The 14,869-nt window shown below is 50.0% G+C and carries 21 protein-coding genes; 8 read left to right on the top strand and 13 right to left on the bottom strand.

Annotated features, from left to right (window positions below; genetic code table 11):
• Window positions 1-8: 8 nt before the first annotated feature.
• The 3 genes from PCAL_RS11760 to PCAL_RS00015 all read left to right on the top strand — a co-directional run bounded on the left by PCAL_RS11760 (window position 9) and on the right by PCAL_RS00015 (window position 1,835).
• The gene (locus tag PCAL_RS11760) at window positions 9-308 is read left to right on the top strand and encodes a DUF3195 domain-containing protein (protein ID WP_011848698.1); all 300 of its coding nucleotides are present in this window, start codon (window positions 9-11) and stop codon (window positions 306-308) included.
• Between the two features lie 70 nt (window positions 309-378).
• A complete protein-coding gene (locus PCAL_RS00010; protein WP_011848699.1) occupies window positions 379-1,551 on the top strand; it encodes an ORC1-type DNA replication protein in 1,173 nt (390 codons plus the stop codon).
• Complete coding sequence (locus tag PCAL_RS00015; protein WP_011848700.1) at window positions 1,548-1,835, top strand: winged helix-turn-helix domain-containing protein; 288 nt, start codon at window positions 1,548-1,550, stop codon at window positions 1,833-1,835. The genes PCAL_RS00010 and PCAL_RS00015 overlap by 4 nt, the downstream gene beginning before the upstream one ends.
• Here PCAL_RS00015 and PCAL_RS00020 read toward each other — a convergent pair.
• From PCAL_RS00020 to PCAL_RS00055, 8 genes are all read right to left on the bottom strand, one after another.
• Window positions 1,830-3,095, bottom strand: coding sequence for a replication factor C large subunit (locus PCAL_RS00020; RefSeq protein ID WP_011848701.1), 1,266 nt, complete (start codon window positions 3,093-3,095; stop codon window positions 1,830-1,832). The two genes, PCAL_RS00015 and PCAL_RS00020, sit on opposite strands and share 6 nt — an antisense overlap.
• Window positions 3,095-4,075, bottom strand: a complete 981-nt coding sequence (locus PCAL_RS00025) for a replication factor C small subunit (protein ID WP_011848702.1) — start codon at window positions 4,073-4,075, stop codon at window positions 3,095-3,097. Before PCAL_RS00025 ends, PCAL_RS00020 begins: the two co-directional genes overlap by 1 nt.
• A 30-nt stretch (window positions 4,076-4,105) precedes the next feature.
• Complete coding sequence (locus PCAL_RS00030; RefSeq protein WP_011848703.1) at window positions 4,106-4,777, bottom strand: 30S ribosomal protein S7; 672 nt, start codon at window positions 4,775-4,777, stop codon at window positions 4,106-4,108.
• Window positions 4,778-4,798: 21 nt separating this feature from the next.
• A complete protein-coding gene (locus tag PCAL_RS00035) occupies window positions 4,799-5,014 on the bottom strand; it encodes a hypothetical protein (RefSeq protein ID WP_011848704.1) in 216 nt (71 codons plus the stop codon).
• A gap of 68 nt (window positions 5,015-5,082) precedes the next feature.
• Window positions 5,083-5,307, bottom strand: coding sequence for a winged helix-turn-helix transcriptional regulator (locus PCAL_RS00040; protein ID WP_011848705.1), 225 nt, complete (start codon window positions 5,305-5,307; stop codon window positions 5,083-5,085).
• A 21-nt stretch (window positions 5,308-5,328) separates the two neighbouring features.
• The gene (locus tag PCAL_RS00045; protein ID WP_011848706.1) at window positions 5,329-5,727 is read right to left on the bottom strand and encodes a hypothetical protein; all 399 of its coding nucleotides are present in this window, start codon (window positions 5,725-5,727) and stop codon (window positions 5,329-5,331) included.
• A 117-nt stretch (window positions 5,728-5,844) separates the two neighbouring features.
• Complete coding sequence (locus PCAL_RS00050; protein WP_011848707.1) at window positions 5,845-6,618, bottom strand: ATPase domain-containing protein; 774 nt, start codon at window positions 6,616-6,618, stop codon at window positions 5,845-5,847.
• Window positions 6,619-6,660: 42 nt separating this feature from the next.
• Entirely contained in the window at window positions 6,661-7,044 is a 384-nt protein-coding gene (locus PCAL_RS00055) for a cytidine deaminase (protein ID WP_011848708.1), read from the bottom strand.
• Window positions 7,045-7,074: 30 nt separating this feature from the next.
• Between PCAL_RS00055 and PCAL_RS00060 the strand changes: the two genes are divergently transcribed.
• Both PCAL_RS00060 and PCAL_RS00065 read left to right on the top strand, forming a co-directional pair.
• A complete protein-coding gene (locus PCAL_RS00060) occupies window positions 7,075-8,004 on the top strand; it encodes a hypothetical protein (RefSeq protein ID WP_193322740.1) in 930 nt (309 codons plus the stop codon).
• Between the two features lie 18 nt (window positions 8,005-8,022).
• Window positions 8,023-8,805: an SDR family oxidoreductase gene (locus PCAL_RS00065; protein WP_011848710.1), complete on the top strand. Its 783-nt coding sequence runs from the start codon at window positions 8,023-8,025 to the stop codon at window positions 8,803-8,805.
• Here PCAL_RS00065 and glyA read toward each other — a convergent pair.
• From glyA to PCAL_RS00090, 5 genes are read right to left on the bottom strand one after another with little or no spacing between them, the layout of a single operon-like run.
• Window positions 8,802-10,094 carry a serine hydroxymethyltransferase gene (gene glyA, locus PCAL_RS00070; RefSeq protein WP_011848711.1) on the bottom strand — a complete coding sequence of 431 codons (1,293 nt, stop codon included), beginning with the start codon at window positions 10,092-10,094 and terminating at the stop codon, window positions 8,802-8,804. The two genes, PCAL_RS00065 and glyA, sit on opposite strands and share 4 nt — an antisense overlap.
• A gap of 30 nt (window positions 10,095-10,124) precedes the next feature.
• Window positions 10,125-10,853 (bottom strand): cyclic pyranopterin monophosphate synthase MoaC, encoded by a 729-nt coding sequence (locus tag PCAL_RS00075; protein ID WP_011848712.1) that lies wholly within the window; start codon window positions 10,851-10,853, stop codon window positions 10,125-10,127.
• Window positions 10,850-11,179: a TFIIB-type zinc ribbon-containing protein gene (locus PCAL_RS00080; RefSeq protein WP_193322741.1), complete on the bottom strand. Its 330-nt coding sequence runs from the start codon at window positions 11,177-11,179 to the stop codon at window positions 10,850-10,852. Before PCAL_RS00080 ends, PCAL_RS00075 begins: the two co-directional genes overlap by 4 nt.
• A 29-nt stretch (window positions 11,180-11,208) precedes the next feature.
• Entirely contained in the window at window positions 11,209-12,267 is a 1,059-nt protein-coding gene (gene fni, locus PCAL_RS00085) for a type 2 isopentenyl-diphosphate Delta-isomerase (RefSeq protein WP_011848714.1), read from the bottom strand.
• Window positions 12,267-13,001, bottom strand: a complete 735-nt coding sequence (locus PCAL_RS00090) for a 50S ribosomal protein L2 (protein ID WP_011848715.1) — start codon at window positions 12,999-13,001, stop codon at window positions 12,267-12,269. The genes fni and PCAL_RS00090 overlap by 1 nt, the downstream gene beginning before the upstream one ends.
• Window positions 13,002-13,327: 326 nt before the next feature.
• On the opposite strand from PCAL_RS00090, the gene PCAL_RS00095 reads away from it, so the two are divergent.
• The 3 genes from PCAL_RS00095 to PCAL_RS00105 are packed head-to-tail and all read left to right on the top strand — an operon-like array spanning window position 13,328 to window position 14,869.
• Window positions 13,328-13,543: a 30S ribosomal protein S17e gene (locus PCAL_RS00095; protein WP_011848716.1), complete on the top strand. Its 216-nt coding sequence runs from the start codon at window positions 13,328-13,330 to the stop codon at window positions 13,541-13,543.
• Between the two features lie 2 nt (window positions 13,544-13,545).
• Window positions 13,546-14,235: a peptidylprolyl isomerase gene (locus PCAL_RS00100; RefSeq protein WP_011848717.1), complete on the top strand. Its 690-nt coding sequence runs from the start codon at window positions 13,546-13,548 to the stop codon at window positions 14,233-14,235.
• A 28-nt stretch (window positions 14,236-14,263) separates the two neighbouring features.
• On the top strand, window positions 14,264-14,869 hold the full coding sequence (locus tag PCAL_RS00105; RefSeq protein WP_011848718.1) for an Ntn hydrolase family protein: 606 nt from the start codon (window positions 14,264-14,266) through the stop codon (window positions 14,867-14,869).

The following is a 14,869-nucleotide window of genomic DNA, read 5'->3' on the forward strand; positions in this document are numbered from 1 at the left end:
TAATATACGTGGGCGTCGCACATGTCCTCGTTATAACTGTGCCAAAGAAGGAGCGGATTGTTGCTAGAGACTTATGCGACTGCCTTTACTACTACGACCAAGCGGTTGAGTGCCGTGTTCTCTCTCCAAGCAGGGTGTATATTCGAACAAGCATTGATTATTTGCATGAATGTTTAAAATTAAAATACTTTGAGAAATTAATTAAAAATATAGAAATATTTGATTTTGTAAGTACTAGTAAGCCTAGTTGTACTGAGTGTCGCGTAATTCAGATAGGAGATCTCTACTTTGTCAAAAGTAGAGTTTAGTAAAACTTTCAGTTTTCAGTGGTCCTCTTAAACTATAGTAGACTGAAAGTTTTTAAGCCGGATTGTCCATATGCACATGGTCATAATTGATGAGGCAGTCTTCTCCCCCAGCTATGTCCCAGAGAGACTTCCGCACAGAGAAGAACAGATCCAGCAACTAGACGCCTTGTTCGGTGGGTGGCTCCGTAATCCTGGCCGTCACTATCCGCGTGTGGTACTTCTAGGAAGACCAGGCACAGGCAAAACTGCCACATTACGTAGATTTTGGTCTACTATAAAAAATGAGACAAATGTAAAATTTGTTCATATAAACTGCTTTATATATAGAAATTTTAGCACTATTATAGGAGAAATTGCAAAGTCGTTAAATATCCCGTTTCCGAGGAGGGGTCTCAGTAAAGACGAATTTCTCTCACTACTCATAGAACATCTACGCGAGAGAGACCTCTACATATTCCTGGCATTGGATGATGCCTTTAATCTCTCCGCAGACGTCTTGTCGACATTTATAAGACTAGGCCAAGAGTCCGACAGGCTTGGCGCATTTAGAATTGCGCTGGCAGTTGTTGGCCACAGCGACAGTATGATCAATAACTTAGACCCTTCAACGCGTGGGATTATGGGCAAGTTTGTAATACGCTTTCCTCCCTACACCAGGGACCAGATATTTGACATAATACTGGAGAGGGCGCAGATGGGGCTTGCCCCTGGCGCTTACAGCGACGAGGTTCTACAAATGATAGCAGACTTAACTGGCGCACAAAGCCCCCTAGACTCAAGCAAGGGGGATGCGAGACTTGCCATAGATATACTATACCGCTCGGCATATATCGCCCAGCAATCTGGGAGAAGGCAAATAACGCCTGAGGACGTCAGGAGGGCAACCAAGGAGGTTCTCTTTGGAGTCTCGGAGGAGGTGCTTAGAGGTCTTTCTCTACATGAGAAGTTGTTCCTACTGGCGATAGTAAGAGCTTTGAAAAGCACAAACAGCCCGTATGTTACCTTTGGCGATGTTGAAGATATGTATAAGATGATATGTGAAGAATTTGATGAGAAGCCGAGAGTGCATACACAGCTATGGACATATCTAAGCGATTTGAGAGATAAGGGGATCGTAGAGACGCGGTTAAACAAAAGAGGGGAGGGGGTGCGGGGGCGTACTACTCTTATCTCCATAGGATCGGAACCCCTGGATACGTTAGAGGCCGTTGTTACGAAGCTTATTAGAGAGGAGCTACAATGATAGAGATTGTGCTGGGATCTGGGTTGCGTGTTAGAGTAATATTAGCCTTGTGGAAATATGGGGAATTACACACTACAGAGCTGGCCCACAGACTAGGTACAAACTACCGACTTCTCATGCGACATATAGGGGTTCTCTCGAGATATGGAATAGTAGAAGAGCGGCGTATAGGACGGTTGAGGTTGGTGAAGCTTAGTAATAAAACACATGTGATAGAGCTTGCTAAAGCGCTTGCCAAAATGGAAGAATACCTAGAGGCTACTTATAAAGATACAACTCTATAGTAGATTTTTTATGTCAATGGGGCTTATCCCCAACGCTCTTGCAAGTCTCTCAACTACATGATCGTCCTTCTTAGCCAGAGCAGATAGTACATAAAATATTTCAGCATTTACCAGTCCCTTTGACACATGTAAATTTCTAGCGAGATATTCTACAACCATTTCTCTGCGTCTGCGGGCCTCCTTACTCTTGGCCAAGAGAAGTAGTCGCTGGGGAAACCCGTATCTAATAAACGGCGGTAGGCGAGGCTTATTTTTGACTTGAGAAACTCCGCCTAGTGCAAGCTCCATTGCATATGACAGGAGTTCCCACTCTTGTGTTCGTTTAACTATTCCTATAAACATGTCTGCTTTGCTTAATCTGTCAAAAGCCTCAGACATGACCTCTAGGTCTTTATAAACTATGGGAATTGTCTCGAGAGCCCACACGAAGTATTGTTCCCAGTCAAAAGATGGGTTAAACGAGACGGCGCGTGCTTCGTCAAACCAACGCGCCTTATATACTCTATCTAAGATTTCAAACATAGAAAGCTGGGGGTTTCTCTCCCCCGCCCTCTTTATGTCGTCAACTGTTAAAACTTTGCGCCCCGCCAAGTACAGCTGTAGGTCGTTTATTGCGGCCCGCAAATCGCCGTAGGAGGATTTGGCCAAGCTTCTAAGAGCCTCTTCTTCACACTTGGCACCTTCGCTGGCACAAATTCTCTTGAGCACTTCAACTACTTCGTCCTCGGAGAGCCTCTTTAGCCCAACCACTAGGGAGATGTCGCGGAGCGGCCGTAGCTTGGGGTCAAATGGGTTGTTGGCAGTTAGCACTATTGGCACTTTGGCCGTCTCTATTAGGTTAAGTATGGCCTCAAGTCCCCCTAAGTCTTCTTTTACATGTAGTCCATCCACTTCGTCAAATAAGACGATTTTACCCGCGTATCCGAAGAGAGATGCCTCTCTAAGTCCGCGGCCCACCACCTGCCTAATCCGCTCGCCTGTTCTTACGTCACTTGCGTTAAGCTCCACGAGCTCATATCCGATCTCCTTAGCCAAGGCGTGCACAAGCGTTGTTTTTCCAATGCCCGGGGGGCCCCATAGGAGCACAGCCCTAGCCTCTTTTATCTCTTTGTCTCTCCGCTTTGCCCAACGGGCGCAAAACTCCTGCGGAGCTTTAAACCGTGTACAAATCCACGAGGCCAAAATCTGCTTGGCTTCCTCTTGGTTTACAATCTCTGAAAAACTCTTGGGGCGGTATTTCTCCACCCAAGGTATTGGCATTATCTCTTCTTTGGCGCAACCCTTATCTTTTTGCCAATGGATCCAAGTTTCATGAGAAAGTACATCAATTGAATTTCTTCATCGGCACCCTGCGTCAATCTATAATCTACTTCAGATAGCAACTCGGCAACCTCGGCCTTAACGTCGTCGTCTAGTTGCATCCTTATTAACTCTCTCTGAAATACCCTTATTAAGTCGACGCCAGCTACGCCTTTTATGTACATAAGCTCTCTCAACTTATCCCGCGCCTTAGCCAAATCGCCGCCCATGGCCAAGTTAAACAGCTCAAGCACATCAGAGGGTCTAACAGCCGCGGCCGCAGAGGCCACCGCGTTTGCGTCAACCACCTTACTTACAGCCGCGGCGACTTGAAGCAGGTTTATAGCCTTCCTCATATCCCCCTCAGAGATCTCGTAGATTAGGTCTATGGCGTCGTCCTTAAGCTCAACGCCCTCGGACCTCGCAATTTCCCGTAACCTCTCTGCCATTAAGTGGCGCGGCATGGGAGAAAAGCGGAAGACGGCGCAACGTGAAATAATTGGGTCAATGATCCTGCTTACGTAGTTTGCTAGTAGTATGAATCTGGTGTTTTGTGCGTATATTTCCATTATTCTGCGTAGTGCTTGTTGGGCGTCTGAGGTCATGTTGTCTGCTTCGTCGAGTATTACGAGTTTGAAGGGGGCCTTTCCCACGGGCGCCGTTCTGGCGAACTCTTTTACTCGCTCTCTTATTACTCCGATTCCTCTCTCGTCTGAGGCGTTTAGCTCGAGGGTGTTCTCACGCCAGTACTCCCCATACAGCTCTCTCGCCAAGACCAGGGCCATCGTCGTCTTCCCAGTGCCAGGAGGCCCGTAGAAGAGGAGATGCGGCAAATTCCCCGCCTTGACAAACTCCCTAAGCCTAGCCTTAACCTCCTCAAGATCCACCACCTCCTCAAAACTACGCGGCCTATACTTCTCAAACCAAAAAAGCTCACTCATGGCAGTAGAACTACTTGAGTTAAAAACAGTTTAACGAGATGCTGCAGCTATACGTTCAAGCTCTTCGCGCTTCCTAACTGCATAGCTCTTGGGATCGTTGGCGGCGGCGGCCATGATCTCGTCCGCTAGACACTCCTCAATTGGCTTAGGGTTGTTGAAGGAGCACTGTCTAGCCCCCTCTGTGATCCACCTCAGCGAAAGATCTAGACGCCTCTGAGGCGACACGTCCACAGACACTGAGTAGGCTATGCCGCCCATGATAATCCTTGTTATCTCCTCCCGCGGCGCAGTATTTATAATAGCATCAATAAATACTTGTATAGGATTTCTTCCAGTCTTATAATATATTATCTCAAATGCCCTCTTAACTATATTGTACGCCTTATGTTTCTTCCCCGTATTTCTCCCAGGCCGCATTAATAAATTCACCAGACGCTCGACAATCGGAATGTGCGCCTTTCCAAACCTACGCTTTTGGTAGCGCCCCTCGGTATGTGGAAGAACTACGGGCTTTAGGCATATGTACCTCCTCAGCCCAGGGTCTCTAACGACGACGTCCTCAAAGCTCCACTTGCCAAACAACAGAATTGGGTTCCCGTCGAGCGTCTTTAATTCTCTGGGACATTCCTCAATTATTGGGACGTCGCCTATGTACTCCACTCGACTAGTCTTAGGCAGCTGCTCGCCGAAGATCGATGCCATCGCCGCACCTACAGTCAAGTTTTAAATATTTTCCACCTTCTCTGACAGTATATCCTCCACGGCGATTCTCGCTTTGTCATATTCGGCGTTGAGGCTGTGTAAAATACGTCGATACACATCTATGTACGAGGCGCTCTCCGCTTCTGCAATTTTGGTTGCCAAGCTCAGGAGAAATGAGGGAGAACAATCTACCACATACCTACTGTTCCCCCAAGCCACTACACATAGGCCTTTCACGACTGGTTGACGAGCGAGAAGTTAAATTTCTGCCATGTATAAATAAGTCGGGGGAGAGTGCACTGAAACTAATTAATTCTAAGTTTCCACTTGGTGTTACACCGCCTGCCCCCGTAGCACTGTCCTATATATTCGACAACCCCCTCTTTTCTTAGACGCGTGAGCACTGCAGTCACAGTGTGCCTTTTAATTCCAAGAATTCTGGCTATGTCGGCGCTACTCAGCTCCCCCCGCTCCTGTAATAATCTAATGATGGCCTCGGCGATGGCCCTCACGTCACTTCCACTACGCATATGCCAAAGTCGTTGCTAGCTTTATATCTTTTTAAAGCCGGCACCACATGAGCCTAGATGAGCGGGGTCAGAGGATCTGAGTCGTGAAGATCGGCGGATATATGAGGCGATGGTTTTAACCACGACGGCCGCCACATTGGAAAACCCAGATAGCTCTTTAAACACGGCGATTGTCTTCTTCAACAGTTGCATGGGGGGAGCTGCGTCTGGCTCTCCATCGTACCATATAAAACACCGCTTAAACCAACATATCTGCAGGTAGTACAATACGCCGTCCTCTACGTCGTACTCAGCCTCAGCCTCGAATAGCCCATGCCTAACGTATAGATATTCTCCAGCCACTTTGCCCCCACTCTTGATGATCTCCTTCTTTATTACTAAACCGCCCTTTCTAATATAAAGAGAGAGCTCCTCAGCCACGTATACGTGAAAAAGCAAAAATAAAGTCGTGCAGACAAAATATAGAAGATGTGAGTAATATGACGAAGACGGGATGTGCTGAGATGTGACGAGGTAGAACCCACCGATTTTTATACGTCAAATAGTCGGTAAATACGTCACAGGTACCATGGGCTCTCGGACTTGGCCTTTGACAACCACCCCTACCTTCGGCACTATTTCTACCTCATAAATCCCCGGATGTACGGGGCTCCAGCGCATTTTTCTAATAAACATGACACGTTTAAAGGCTCCATCTCGCGTCTTAGCTATGCCCATGATGAATACCCCCGTGGCTAAGAACTCCTCTACGCCATATCTACTGATGGCTCCTGAGCCGGAGGGAATCTCGGTAGTTATGATGTTAGTAGTCGCTATCTCCCTCTCTATGCTCATCACCAGCACCCTGATATACTCCCTAAGCACTTGCACGTCTTTGTCAAGCGAAACCAGAGGAGCTATTGGGTCTATGACCAGCCGCTGAGCCCCCAATGCCGCCACATAGTCCCGTATCGAGGCCACAAGCGATTTCGCAATTGCCGTGGGGTCCTTTTCTCTAATTCTCTCTACAATGTCCATCTCTGGCACAAGCACCTCCAAGAGGCCCTTGGCCCTAAGCTCCTCTATATCCCAGCCAAATCTCCTCGCGCCTTCTACAAATTGTTCATATGTCTCATCTACGGAGATGTATATGCCGGGTTCCCCATATTTAAGGGCGCCTTGTATTAAAAACGTAAGCGCGGTCAAAGTCTTTGCAGTACCTGTTTCGCCAGATATGAGGTATGTCCTCCCCCTGATAAACCCCCCTCCGAGCACTGTGTCAAGACCCTCTATGCCTGTGGGCACTGTCTCATAGTATAAGTGCCCTTCCACAGCTTCTCCATGGCTACATTATAAATACTCTTCTCTTACGCGCTACCGCAGGCGTTCTCCTGTGAACGCCATTGGCAGTAATTCGCTAAGTCTCGCTGTTTTGACCTTGTTGCGGCTGGCCATTACCACTAGGGCGTTTGGATTAAATTCGGCTATTACCTGCCTACACGCGCCACAAGGGGCCACGGGCTCGTCTGCGTCTACATACACCGCCACAACTTCTATGTCTCTATCGCCCTCAGAGACTGCCTTAAATATTGCGACACGCTCTGCACACACGGTGAGGCCGTACGATGCATTTTCTACATTTACGCCTGTATAAACTTTCCCACTCCTAGTCTTCACGGCCGCAGCCACCTTAAACTTGGAGTAGGGCGCATAGGCGTTGTTTAAAACAGCCTTCGCCGCCTCTACTAACTCGTCCATGCGCCTTTATAAATGGAACTTAATAAGCCAGTGGCTACAGCAGAGGAGATACGTGGAAGAATTGTAAAACATGGCGCATCGATACGCGACACAGTGGTTGAAACTTTGCCGCACACCTACTCCATGATGGTGGAACAAATAAGGTCTATAGCAAGCACATATAAAAACGACTTAGACACATTTATTGCAAATATTTCAAACATAAAGAATCTTGACTTATTGATCATCTATATAATATCATTATCAATTTTAAACAAATACAAAAATTTGACTGCGGCTGAGCTTTCCACGTTTTCAAACGCCTATGAAAGATATGTATACGACGTGTTTTCCGCATCCAAGCTTCGAAGAGCGTTAGAAGAAGTTGTAGACAGAGAAGTCGCAAATGAGGTGGTATCAGGCACCATAAGGGCCATTAATATAATATTGAATAAATATAAATCACTTAATTTATGGATAATTAAACAGAAAAAAATTTTAAACTTTGAAAAAGATATTAGAAAAATTATTTTTAGAGATGAAGGGGGGAACAGAGTGGGGAGAGGTGTAAAACTGTTCTTAAGAACTTTCATACATGAGACAAATATACCCCTAGCAATACGTATAGCATATACCCAGGAGCATCGTAAATATCTACTCCATGGAGATATTTACACAACACTTGTCACAATAAGATCAGGCGCCTTTGAAGATGTCAAGAGTATAACGGCGGAGAGAGTGAAAGCCAGAATAGCAAAGAGAATCCTCTGCCAAGAACGGGGAGGAAAATGCAACGACGTAGTCCTCAGACTGGGAAGCATAAGAGGCCTCGTGAGATATGTGGGAAAGGTAAGTGGAGACCCGGTGTTATTTGAGAGGGGCGCCTATGACATAGGAATTAAGTACTGTAAAGAATTGAAGTGTGACATATGCCCAATTAGAGATGTGTGTAAGCGATATACCTTCGTCAGAGTTAAATAGTCCCACCTCAATCTCCATATGTTACTAAAAGGAAAGGTAAGCATAGTCACAGCGGCAAGTAGGGGAATTGGCGCAGGCGTTGCGTCCGTGTTAGCACGCGAGGGATCCGACTTAGTAATAGCCTCCAGAGACAAGGCAAGGCTTGAAGACCTTGCAAAAAGACTCTCGTCTCAATACGGCGTCACCGTAGTCCCAGTGAAAGCCGACTTGACTGTAAGAGAGGAGGTGAGGCGCATCTCGGTGGAGGCCCTCCGCAACTTTGGCAAAATAGACGTGTTGGTGTACAACACAGGCCCCCCCAAGCCGGGGACGTTCTTAGAGCTAAGCGAAGAGGATTGGGAATACGGGGTGAGACTCCTCCTAATGAGCGCCATCTGGCTTACCAGAGACGTAGTGCCGCACATGATACAGAGGGGTGGAGGAAGGCTCATATATATAACCTCCAGCACTCTAAAACACCCGATACCCACGCTTACACTCTCCAACGTAATCCGCATCTCTTTAGCAGGTCTGGTCAAAACCTTGGCATATCAACTGGGGCAATACAATATATTAGTCAACGGTATTATGCAAGGATACATAGACACGGAGCGCGTAAGAGAAGTGGCGTCCACCAGAGCCCAGCGTGAGGGGAGGTCTGTGGAAGATGTGCTGAGGGAAATAGCAGCGGAAATTCCGCTGGGCCGCCTAGGCAAGCCGGAGGAGATAGGCGAATTAGTGGCGTTTCTAGCCTCTGATAAAGCGAGCTATATAAGTGGGTCGCTCATACTAATTGACGGCGGGCGGACTCTGTGTATTTAAGCCAGCAGATTAAGCGATGCAAATACCTCTTCTATCACTTCTCTGCTCGCCTTAAAGCCGTATTTCACCTCCACGAACCCCCTCCTGAAATCTACTACGTCGCGTCTAACCGAGGCTGGGTCCTCGCCGCGTAAAACTCTCGCAATAAACTTGGCTATTTCCCTCATCTCGTCTTTCCCCATGCCAAACCTAGTCATCTCCTGGACCCCAATCCTAATGCCGCTTGGCTTTACCACGCTTCTGTCCCAGGGGAGGGCATTTTTGTTCACTATGATATTAGCCTCCTCCAACAGCGCTGCAACTTTGTCGCCTCCGCCGTACTTTGACACGTCAACTGCCACCTGGTGCGTCTTCGTGAAGCCGAGTCTCTCGGCCACGGGCGTGACGCCCTCCTCGGCCAAGGCCTCAGCCAAGGCTTTGGCGTTTTCCACAACTCTGCTCGCATATTCGTGTCCAAACAGCTTCATCTCGACGAGAGTTATATATGTGGCCACGTAGCGGTGAAGATGGTAATTCGATGTAAATGTTGGAAATACAGCCTTCTGAATTTGGCCGTTTGCATCATCACCTAGATTGGTCGCTATGAGACCTCCCTGAGGCCCTGGGAAAGTCTTATGAGTAGACGACGTAATTACGTCGGCCCCCTCTCTGAGGGGATTTGGGAAGACGCCCCCCACTATTAGCCCCAGGACGTGGGCTGAGTCGTGTAGCACGTAGGCCCCAATACCTTTGGCTATTTCGGCAACCTCTTTGATGGGGTGTGGAAATAAGTAGAGAGAGCCGCCAAGTATTACGAGATTTGGCCGCTTATCCTCAAGAACTTTACGCGCGGCGTCTACATCGACGTTGAAGTTCTCCAAGTCCCAGGGCAATTCCACAGTCTTTATCCTCAACGCCTTTAGCCCGCCCACGTTGCTATGGCTAATGTGGCCGCCGCATCTAATGGGAAGCGACGCCACAGATCCCCCTTCTGGCACTAGGGCAAAGTACGTAGCCAGGTTGGCCACTGTGCCAGAAATTGGCCTCACATCCACAAATTTTGCGCCAAGGACCTCGGCGAATTCCTTCACCAACGCCTCCTCAACCACGTCAACATACTTCGTCCCTTGGTAGTACCTACTGCCAATTGTCCCCTCGGCGTATCTGCCGCCGAAGTCATTTATGTAAAAAATCTCTGCAAGAGGCGACATCACGTTCTCTGACGCGATGAGGTTTATAGTCTCCCACCTCCTCCACCTATTGTGGCGCAAGACGACGTCTAAAACCTCTTTAATCTCCCTTGGGATCATTAAGACGTAGATCTTACCAATATAAATCGGTTAGTCTAGAGATATCGACGTAATTCTAGTATGCGGATACTGCCCCGCTTCGTCTTTCTCATACTTCTTCAACATGTCCCATATAGTCAAAAGGGCAACCCCCGCCGAGAAGAGGGCCTCTGGAGCCGGCGACACGTCTCTAGCCTTCACCTCCACGCGCACCTCCACCGCGTCGACTACCTCTATATCGATCTTATAGTGTTGAATTTTTGGACAAACGCCACCGACAATTTCGCAGAACCTCTTAGAACTTAGAGATGCCGCAGTCTGTGCCGCGTAAAGCGGGTGCCCCTTCTCGACAGGCCTTTTCACGAGCTCAAGGCTCTTCAACATAAGTCTCCCAAACGCCCTCGCCGACAGATCTCCACGGCGCTCAAATGGGGCCTCTTGCAACTCGCCTTGTATCTCCACGGGAGATCCCTTCACCTTTGCCTCAACTAACATGTTCCTCATCTCCACGGCCCCCGAAGCCACTGCCCCAACTAAGGCGCCGAAAAGCACGTCCATTTCAACACCGGTTTGCCACTCCGCGACGCCCTCCACGTACAGCCTACCCCCTCTACACGTTGCGCCGGCACGGAGTGGCACTGGATGTAAGAACGGCAAATGGCGGTAGGCCTCCGCCGCGCCCTTAGCCGCAACTACCGTATTACACCTGCTGAGCCCGAGTTCCACTGAAGCCTTCGCATATCTATACACGTCGAGCTTCTTTGAAACGTCGACTATCATCCCCAACACTTCTCCACCTCTGCATACAACTTCTCTAACTCCGCCGGCGCCAGTTTCCTCCTCTCCGCACGTTGTATCAGTATCTTCCCCGCCAGCAACCTGGCGCTCTTTTCATCGAGCTCTTGCCTAAGCTTAGAGAGCAATTCGCTACACTCTTCAATGGGCTCATCTATATATTTCTCAAAGAGCTTCGCCTTCTTTATCTCCAGCTCAGCCCACGTCAAGTCCGCTTGAGGCAGAGGCCACCTATGCCCACATTTTTTACACACAAACTCACCGCTGGGCGCCAACATTATCTCCCTAGAGCCACATCTTGGACACGACACCAAAAATCACTATGTGGCAGTTAATAAAGCTAACAACGGAGGCCTCTCTGCTCAATCCACTCCCTCAGCCTAGGGCCATACACCCTGGGGACCTTGGCCAAGTCGGAGACCCGCCTAGCGCCCACCAAAAACATAGCAACCTTGAGCTCCGTCAAGACGGCGCTGATCTCCTCCCTAATTCTCCCATCTAAGACAGCTCTTAGCAGAGGCTGAGACATTGTAAAAAAGTTCGCCCCAAGAGCCAGAGCCCTTGCCCCATCAAGTCCGCTTCTAACTCCGCCAGAGGCTATCACATACCCCCCAAAGACAGACCTAACCTCACATATAGAGGCCGCAGTGGGTATACCCCACGTCTTAAAAACCTCGGAAATACGCCTATACAGCTCTAGGCCAGCCCCCAGCGCCCTAGCCCCCTCAATAGACACAAACGAGGTGCCGCCCAGCCCGCCCACGTCTATGGCATCTACAACTCCAGCGAGGCGCTCCGCCACTTCTTTAGATATTCCATTGCCCACCTCTTTCACAATAACGGGCTTCCCCACCGCCCTCTTGACAAGCTTGATTTTCTCCAACACGCCGCGGAACCGCGGCTCCCCCTCGGGCTGAACCACCTCCTGCGCGGCGTTTAGATGAATCGCTACAGCATAGGCGTCAATCATCTCCACAGCCTCCACAACCCACTCCACCACCTTCTCCTCAGGCAACGCAGAAAGCTGGGGAGCGCCCAAGTTGGCCACCTTGGGGATAGTGGGGGCGTGTTGTTTTACCACCTCAAAAGTCCACCTAACTGAGGGATTTTGCAACGCAACACGTTGAGAGCCGACATACATCGGGATGCCAAACTCCTCAGCTGCCTTGGCGAGCTCTGCGTTAATTTTACCGGCGAGCTCTGTGCCTCCAGTCATTGCACCGATGCCAAAAGGCGCGCTCACCTTAGCCCCCAGGAAATCCGCCGAGAGGTCTACATCCGCCAAGTCAAGCTCGGGCAGAGCGTTGTGGATGAGGAGAACCTCGTCAAACCAAGGCGAGCCTACTTGAGAAACGTCAGAATAAGCTAAGTGGATGTGGTCGTCCTTTCTCTTCTCCATTACTGTTTCTGCTGAGCCCTAGCTCTTACACAGCCTCTGCCAGTACAACGCGAGCCAATAAACCCGACCTTCTGGCCAGGCGGCGCGGTCTTTGGAACCGGCGTGCCGCCCTTCTGGTGAGACCCACCGCCATGCGGGTGGGCATAAGGCGACATCGCCTTGCCTCTCACAGTCGGATACTTCCAAGACTTAGCCCTAGCCCTGTGGTACTTCTTGCCAGCTTTTACAAACGGCTTCTCAACCCTCCCTCCGCCAGCCACAATGCCAATCGTAGCTCTACCCCTTGCGTCAACCTCAATCACTCTGCCACTGGGAAGACGGACAATTGTCTTATTCTCCTCAGGCCTCTGACCAATTACCAGGGCATACGTACCTCCAGACCTGGCAAACTTCCCCCCGTCCCCAAACCGCTTCTCAACGTTAAACACCATGGTACCCTCCGGAATTTTACCAAGCGGCAACACGTTCCCCACGGCGGGCGGCGCGTCGGGGCCCACCTGTATTACCTGCCCTACGTAGAGGCCCTCAGCAGCGTAGTTGAAAAACTCGACCCCATTCTCCATTCTGATTTTCGCCACAGGCGCATTGAGGCCTGGCTCATGTAATATCTCTACGACAATGCCCCTCCCCGAGATGTTAGGAGGGTAACGGACAGGGCCGTCCCGCTTCCAACTGGGCGACCTAAACTGCGAGCCGCCTCTTCCGCGCCGCTGTACCAAAATGCGCTTACCCATATACGCGCGGTAATGCACATCGTTTATAAATTTGATGCCCCAACCTAGGGATAGGCAAATCGACAAAGTAGACCCCAGCTTCACAATCGCCACGCCTGCCCGTGTACCTACACATCGCTTCGCAATCACCGCTAGGACCGCCCACATAGTCGCGGAGCGCGTATGGCTCTGCTGTAACCTTTGAAGCCAGCAGAGGCACAAGGCGCGAAGAGTTATATGCAGAGGTGCCTCTAGGCGTAGTGATGAAATGCACCTAACCCGAGAGGTGGCGAGCTCACGGTACGCTGAGGGTTAAACTTTATATACCGGGTCGTGGGTGGTGCGCCATGGGTCGCGTGAAGCCGAAGTTTATAAAGTCGCTTGCGGAGAAGCTTTTAGAGGCGTACCCCGACAGGTTTACCGAGAGCTTTAAAGAAAACAAGAAGGCGGTGGCCGAGCTCGCAGATATACCCAGCAAGACTGTGCGCAACAAAGTGGCTGGATACATTACTAGACTTGTGAAACGGCAGAAGGCAAAGGAAAAGGCTGAGCAAGCCGCGTAGCTATGCCTCTGTCCAAGGGCGACTACATACTTCTGGACTACACGGTGGTGTCTAAAGATGACAACAAAGTAGTTGAGACGACGGTGGAGGCCGTGGCCAAGGAGGCCGGCATCTACAGGCCCGAGAACGTGTACGGACCCCGCCTCATCGTCCTGGGCGAGACGCAACTTTGGGAGCCGGTGGAGAACGCCTTGCTGTCCATAGACGAGGGGCAAGACTTCGAGGTAGAGGTGCCGCCTGAGAAGGCCTATGGAGTAAGAGACCCGAACAAGGTCAAGGTTGTCTCTATTAGGGAATTCCACCGCCACGGCATTGTTCCACAGGTAGACGATGTTGTGGAGTACGAGGGGCAACGGGCGCGGGTGGTGTCGATCTCGGGAGGACGCGTGGTGTTAGACTTCAACCACCCGCTGGCCGGCAAGGCGTTTATTGTCAGAGGACGTGTAGTAAAGAAGCTAACTACAGTGGAAGAGAAGGCGTTGGCTCTGTTAAAGCTGTATTTGCCTAGGATTTCTGAGGAGAAGGTCAAGGTGGCTGTTGAAGGCGATGTAATAACACTGCAACTGCCAGCCGAGGTATTGCTCTACGAGCGGATTGGTGGTATTCTTCTCCAGTACGTCTCAGAAGTTTCTACTCGTTTTCCAGAGGTGAGGCGTGTTAGGTTTATAGAGGAGGTTGAAGTAAGGAGTTAATTTTTAAAGGTGGCTCAGCGGCGCTTACATGACCACCACTGTTGGCATAGTGGCTAAAGACGGCGTAGTTCTTGCCACCGACAAGCGGGTCACCGCCGGCTACTACATTGCACACAAGGCCGGCGAAAAGATCTGGAAAATCGACGACCACGTGGCGGCCACGATGTCGGGGGGCGTGGCAGACCTGCAGTCCGTCTTATCCTTTCTCTCGCTACGCGCGCGGGAATACCGCGTTGAGCACAAGAGGCCTATACCAATACGCGCGTTGGTAAACTACGTCTCTCTACTCCTGTTCTACTCTCGCCCATATATCTACCTTGTACACTCAATAGTAGGCGGCGTAGACGCGGAAGAGGGCCCTGTCCTCTACATGGTGGATTGGCTTGGCACTGTGACCAAGGAGAAGTACATAGCGACTGGCAGTGGGTCTCCCTATGCCAAAGGCGCTTTGGAGGTGGCGTATAGAGAGGATCTTACAATCGACGAGGCTGTGGAGTTGGCCATCAGGGCAGTAAAGGCGGCCATTAGAAACGACCCAGGCTCTGGCGAGGGCATAGACGTAGTTACCATAACCAAGAGCGACGGCTTTAGGCGGGTGTTTACAACACAGCAGAAAATCATAATTCCAGAGTAG

The sequence above is a fragment of the Pyrobaculum calidifontis JCM 11548 genome, from assembly GCF_000015805.1.
GTDB classification, from domain to species: domain Archaea; phylum Thermoproteota; class Thermoprotei; order Thermoproteales; family Thermoproteaceae; genus Pyrobaculum; species Pyrobaculum calidifontis.

Bases quoted from the DNA above. Each gene is read 5' to 3' on its own strand.
- PCAL_RS00075 (WP_011848712.1), bottom strand. From the start codon at position 10,853: ATGATAGTCGACGTTTCAAAGAAGCTCGACGTGTATAGATATGCGAAG.
- PCAL_RS00010 (WP_011848699.1), top strand. From the start codon at position 379: ATGCACATGGTCATAATTGATGAGGCAGTCTTCTCCCCCAGCTATGTC.
- PCAL_RS00100 (WP_011848717.1), top strand. From the start codon at position 13,546: ATGCCTCTGTCCAAGGGCGACTACATACTTCTGGACTACACGGTGGTG.
- PCAL_RS00040 (WP_011848705.1), bottom strand. From the start codon at position 5,307: ATGCGTAGTGGAAGTGACGTGAGGGCCATCGCCGAGGCCATCATTAGA.
- PCAL_RS00105 (WP_011848718.1), top strand. From the start codon at position 14,264: ATGACCACCACTGTTGGCATAGTGGCTAAAGACGGCGTAGTTCTTGCC.
- PCAL_RS00055 (WP_011848708.1), bottom strand. From the start codon at position 7,044: ATGGACGAGTTAGTAGAGGCGGCGAAGGCTGTTTTAAACAACGCCTAT.
- PCAL_RS00015 (WP_011848700.1), top strand. From the start codon at position 1,548: ATGATAGAGATTGTGCTGGGATCTGGGTTGCGTGTTAGAGTAATATTA.
- PCAL_RS00095 (WP_011848716.1), top strand. From the start codon at position 13,328: ATGGGTCGCGTGAAGCCGAAGTTTATAAAGTCGCTTGCGGAGAAGCTT.
- PCAL_RS00025 (WP_011848702.1), bottom strand. From the start codon at position 4,075: ATGAGTGAGCTTTTTTGGTTTGAGAAGTATAGGCCGCGTAGTTTTGAG.
- PCAL_RS00090 (WP_011848715.1), bottom strand. From the start codon at position 13,001: ATGGGTAAGCGCATTTTGGTACAGCGGCGCGGAAGAGGCGGCTCGCAG.
- PCAL_RS00030 (WP_011848703.1), bottom strand. From the start codon at position 4,777: ATGGCATCGATCTTCGGCGAGCAGCTGCCTAAGACTAGTCGAGTGGAG.
- PCAL_RS00065 (WP_011848710.1), top strand. From the start codon at position 8,023: ATGTTACTAAAAGGAAAGGTAAGCATAGTCACAGCGGCAAGTAGGGGA.
- fni (WP_011848714.1), bottom strand. From the start codon at position 12,267: ATGGAGAAGAGAAAGGACGACCACATCCACTTAGCTTATTCTGACGTT.
- glyA (WP_011848711.1), bottom strand. From the start codon at position 10,094: ATGATCCCAAGGGAGATTAAAGAGGTTTTAGACGTCGTCTTGCGCCAC.
- PCAL_RS00020 (WP_011848701.1), bottom strand. From the start codon at position 3,095: ATGCCAATACCTTGGGTGGAGAAATACCGCCCCAAGAGTTTTTCAGAG.